Source organism: Lysinibacillus sp. PWR01 (assembly GCF_043359455.1).
GTDB classification, from domain to species: Bacteria; Bacillota; Bacilli; order Bacillales_A; family Planococcaceae; genus Lysinibacillus; species Lysinibacillus fusiformis_F.
Window position 1 is genome coordinate 1 of the sequence record NZ_JBHERJ010000029.1, and the last position, 4,529, is coordinate 4,529.

Consider the following 4,529-nt stretch of genomic DNA (forward strand, 5'->3'; position numbering starts at 1 on the left):
AGGTGAGACCCTGGAGCGAACGCAAGTGAGTGAAGCGGCTCATCGGACGCCCCCTGGAAAGGACGCTGGCGGAACGGAAATCAACCTCTCACCTTGCCAAAAGTTCTTTTTCTGCTAGTGACATGATCTTTTTTAGCTTAGTTAATAAGGCTCGGCATCGTGTCCTTTATTCATAGCATCTTGTGGTGCTTGATCACCATTGATATTGCCAAGTGGTTTTGATGCAGAGGAGCCTTTTCTAGCGTTGTGCAAACCTTCCTTGAGTAAGCGACCATATTCTTCATCGGCTTCTTCTGCCAAAGCAATCATGGTATTTTGAATGTCCTCATGACAGACCGATAGATCATTTATTAAATTTTCAAGAAGTTCATCGCGCTCCCACTGTTCAAAGTTACGATAAGTCTCACCGGCCTGTTTGGTATTACTTTGACGATCAATCGATTCGCGAACAAGGTTTCCTTCAATGTATGGTGTGTATTCTTTACCCGCTTGTGTTGCTTCCTTTAATCCATTAAGCATGGAAGGCTCATAATTAATATGTGGATTTTGGCCAGGTGCCAAATCACGCTTGTACATCATTTGCCCACCATGTTGATTGGTCGCTACACGTTTTTTAGGTGCGTTAATTGGAAGCTGTAAGTAGTTGGCTCCTACACGATGGCGTTGTGTATCAGAATAAGAGAAAGTACGACCTTGCAACATTTTATCATCAGAGAAATCTAAGCCATCGACAAGTACCCCTGTGCCGAAAGTAGCCTGTTCCACCTCAGCAAAATAATCTTCAGGGTTTTTGTTTAACACCATTTTGCCGACTGGATACCATGGGAATTGATCGTTTGGCCAAAGCTTTGTGTCATCCAATGGATCAAAATCAAGCTCAGGGTGTGGGCCATCCTCCATAATTTGAACATGTAGCTCCCATTCAGGGAAGTCTCCACGTTCGATAGCATCATATAAATCTTGTGTAGCATGATTGAAATTTTTCTGTTGGATTTCTTCTGCTTCTTTTTGTGTTAAATTTTTAATGCCTTGTAGTGGTTCCCAATGATATTTGACAAGGACTGCCTTGCCTTCACTATTCACCCACTTGTACGTATTAACCCCAGAGCCCTGCATCATACGATAATTAGCTGGAATCCCCCAAGGAGAGTACACGAATGTTACCATATGGAAGGTTTCTGGTGAGCTAGAGCAAAAATCAAAGAAACGTTCAACGTTTTGAATATTAGTAATGGGGTCAGGCTTAAAAGCATGAATCATATCTGGAAATTTCAGTGCATCCCGGATAAAGAAGATTTTTAAATTATTACCTACTAAATCCCAGTTGCCATCCTCTGTATAAAACTTTACTGCAAAACCACGGGGATCACGTAATGTTTCTGGAGAGTGACCACCATGGATAACAGTTGAAAAGCGCACAAAGACAGGCGTTTTCTTCCCTTCATCCTGAAAGACTTTTGCGCGTGTATATTTAGAAATGGGTTCATTGCCAACGACACCATAGGATTCAAAATACCCATGTGCCCCAGCACCACGAGCATGCACAACCCGTTCTGGAACTCTCTCTCTGTCAAAGTGGCTCATCTTCTCTAGAAAATCATAATTTTCAAGTGTTGCAGGACCTCGATTACCAACTGTTCTTAAATTTTGATTGTTCGTAATTGGATGTCCCTGTCGATTGGTCAATGTCATATCTTGCTCATGTGTTGAATCATTTTGCTGTGTCATAGTATGACCCCTTTCCTATAGATACTTCCATTTTGTCCTTGAATGGGGCAAACTAGTCATCCAAATTATTCTTTGAGCTAATAAAAAAGCTCTCCATACATAAATGTAGGAGAGCCTTGGATGGCGTTTTCAAATGGAATCAAGTTGTTTTGAGTATGGCCATTGCTTATAGTTGGTCATGAGTCATCGGTCATACAGTAACAGGTAACTTGTCATTGGTTTTTAACTAATTAGCCGAAAAGCTAGATTTGAAAACAGCACATCCAACTCGGTTTGGAGTCTCACCGCACCGAGGCTAGAAATAACGGGAATCGTCAAAGTTAATTTGAATACTGTAATTTTTTGAATTGATAAGATTGGATAGTTTATGTGCATCTTTTTCAAGCTTCGTTGCTCGTTCTCGATATTCATCCGGCTCATACAAAGCGATTTCATACAACATTGTATTTTCGCCATAGCCAAATCTTACACTCTCTTTTTCTCGCATACTGAAATCTTTACACAAATCAGCCTCAGCACGGAGTTGTGTCGCTAGTTCGATGGCTTCTACTAGTGCCAGCTTTTGACCTTTAAAGTCTACTGTGTTTTGGATGTTTGCTTCATAGACTAGGCGGTCTAATGTACGTGTATCTAGACGAACTTGTGCTAAGTCAGCTTCAATAAGGGGGAGGGCTCGATTACTTGTTTTAGGAGCTTGTCCCTTTTCAACTGTTACAAAAGCACTGCGATGTAGTTCACTTACTAGCTCTTGAGTTTTCTTTCCTAAAATACTTTTTAGTTTAACAGCTTCTGCAAGATTAATCACGAAAACACGTCCTTTTTATAGTGTTATAGATGGCTCATCATTCGACATGAGGGCGATTTGATAATGTCCGCCATGAATTTGATTAAACATTTTCCCTGCTGATGCAAGTAGTTCGTTCGATGCGTCATTTGTTAAAGATGGTCGGAGATAAAATAGATGTAACGCCTCTGTTGTTTCCTCTGTGACAGCTGTGCGTTTAGAATCAACAAAAGGTGAGCCAAATGCTCCTACCTCATCACGACTGTAGAGAATATTAGCTAATGTATTAAAGCGCCCATTCAAACCATCATAACCAATTTCGTCATGACCAAGATCAATTTCTACAAATTCTTTGATTTGAGCGATATCATAAAGTCCAATAGGCATTTCATATTGGAGTGAAAAGAAATTATTTAAATCAACACCTGAATGAATTGGCGTTAAGTAGTTTTGCTTACTAATTCGACGCATTAGGCTTTCTGCTGCGTGACGATAACGGTTTGGATCAGCACCAAGCTTTTTCCAGAGCTGTCGCCATTCTGCAATACCCTCACGCTGTGTTACAGGAAGTTCCTGCATTTCAAGAAAGAGATTTTCCTGATACAATTGCATACGCCCTTTAATCATTTGAGGAGATTCCGCTACGGCAATTTTGGTATAATGAATAATGCCGATTTTTAGCTCGGGATGTTGTGTTAATAGAGATTGGTTAATGGAAATTTCCAATGAACATCACCTACTTTATCTATTTCTATTATTGTACCATGTAAGGAGTTGGAAATAAAATGAACATACACGACCTACAACATGATTTTGTGGCATATGCGATGTCCATTGGTGTTGATAAAATAGGTTTTACAACAGCAGCTCCCTTTACAGAATTAAAAAACAAATTGCGTCGACAGCAGGAGCTCGGCTATCAGTCTGGATTTGAAGAAAGTGATATTCAAAAACGTACAGAACCCCTTCAACTACTAGATGAAGCAGAGAGTATTGTAGCAATAGCTGTTGCTTACCCTTCACGTATGCAAAATGCACCAATTGGTAAAAAGGGTGCGCGACGTGGGATTTTCTGCCGTGCTTCATGGGGTGTCGATTATCATACAGCATTACGTGAGCGTTTAAAGTTATTATCTGCTTGGCTTGAGGAACATGTCGAAGGTGTACGTATTGAATCAATGGTAGATACAGGAGCACTTGTAGATCGGGCGGTAGCAGAACGTGCAGGCATTGGTTGGAGCGGCAAAAATTGCTCGATTATCACGCCTGAATTTGGTTCCTATGTGTATTTGGGAGAGCTCATCACAAATATTCCATTTGCGCCAAATAAGCCAATGGAGGATGAATGCGGAGATTGTCGCCTATGCTTGGATGTTTGTCCAACGGGAGCCTTAATCCAAGGTGGACAATTGAATGCACAGCGCTGTATTGCTTTTCTGACTCAAACGAAGGGAACATTGCCAGATGAGTTTCGTAGTCATATCGGTAATCGACTGTATGGCTGTGATACATGCCAGACCGTATGTCCTAAAAATAAAGGGAAAATTAATTGGATGCATGAAGAATTTATGCCAGATCCAGAGCTAGCCAAGCCATTACTGACACCGCTTTTAACGATTTCCAATCGAGAATTTAAGGCGAAGTATGGTCACGTCTCAGGCTCATGGCGTGGGAAAAAGCCTATCCAACGTAATGCCATCTTGGCACTTGCTCATTTTAAAGAGGAAGCCGCCATACCAGATTTGATTGCTTTACTTCATAAAGATGACCGTCCTGTCATTCGAGGAACAGCTGCATGGGCTTTGGGCAAGATAGGCGGAGAAACGGCCCAATCAGCTTTACATGAAGCCGAAGCTATCGAGCAGGACGAAGAAGTACTGAGTGAAATTCATAAAGGGTTGCAGTTTTTTAAGTAAGATTGGATCTAGGTACAATTGGTGAACCATAGTTCAATGTAGGGATGAAATCAATTGATTCGAGTGCCTATGATTGGGAGAAGAGCCGCTCTAAAAGAAGA

General features: G+C 41.2%; 4 protein-coding genes. 1 reads left to right on the forward strand and 3 read right to left on the reverse strand.

The window, feature by feature from the left end; translation table 11 throughout:
- Nucleotides 1–141: 141 nt before the first annotated feature.
- The 3 genes from ACEVFT_RS03880 to ACEVFT_RS03890 form a co-directional block, all read right to left on the reverse strand.
- Nucleotides 142–1,728 carry a catalase gene (locus tag ACEVFT_RS03880; RefSeq protein WP_393948205.1) on the reverse strand — a complete coding sequence of 529 codons (1,587 nt, stop codon included), beginning with the start codon at nt 1,726–1,728 and terminating at the stop codon, nt 142–144.
- Between the two features lie 295 nt (nt 1,729–2,023).
- Nucleotides 2,024–2,533, reverse strand: a complete 510-nt coding sequence (locus ACEVFT_RS03885; RefSeq protein WP_205445559.1) for a hypothetical protein — start codon at nt 2,531–2,533, stop codon at nt 2,024–2,026.
- Between the two features lie 15 nt (nt 2,534–2,548).
- The gene (locus ACEVFT_RS03890) at nt 2,549–3,238 is read right to left on the reverse strand and encodes a B3/B4 domain-containing protein (protein ID WP_393948206.1); all 690 of its coding nucleotides are present in this window, start codon (nt 3,236–3,238) and stop codon (nt 2,549–2,551) included.
- Between the two features lie 59 nt (nt 3,239–3,297).
- Between ACEVFT_RS03890 and queG the strand changes: the two genes are divergently transcribed.
- A complete protein-coding gene (gene queG / locus ACEVFT_RS03895; RefSeq protein WP_393948207.1) occupies nt 3,298–4,428 on the forward strand; it encodes a tRNA epoxyqueuosine(34) reductase QueG in 1,131 nt (376 codons plus the stop codon).
- Nucleotides 4,429–4,529 lie beyond the last annotated feature (101 nt).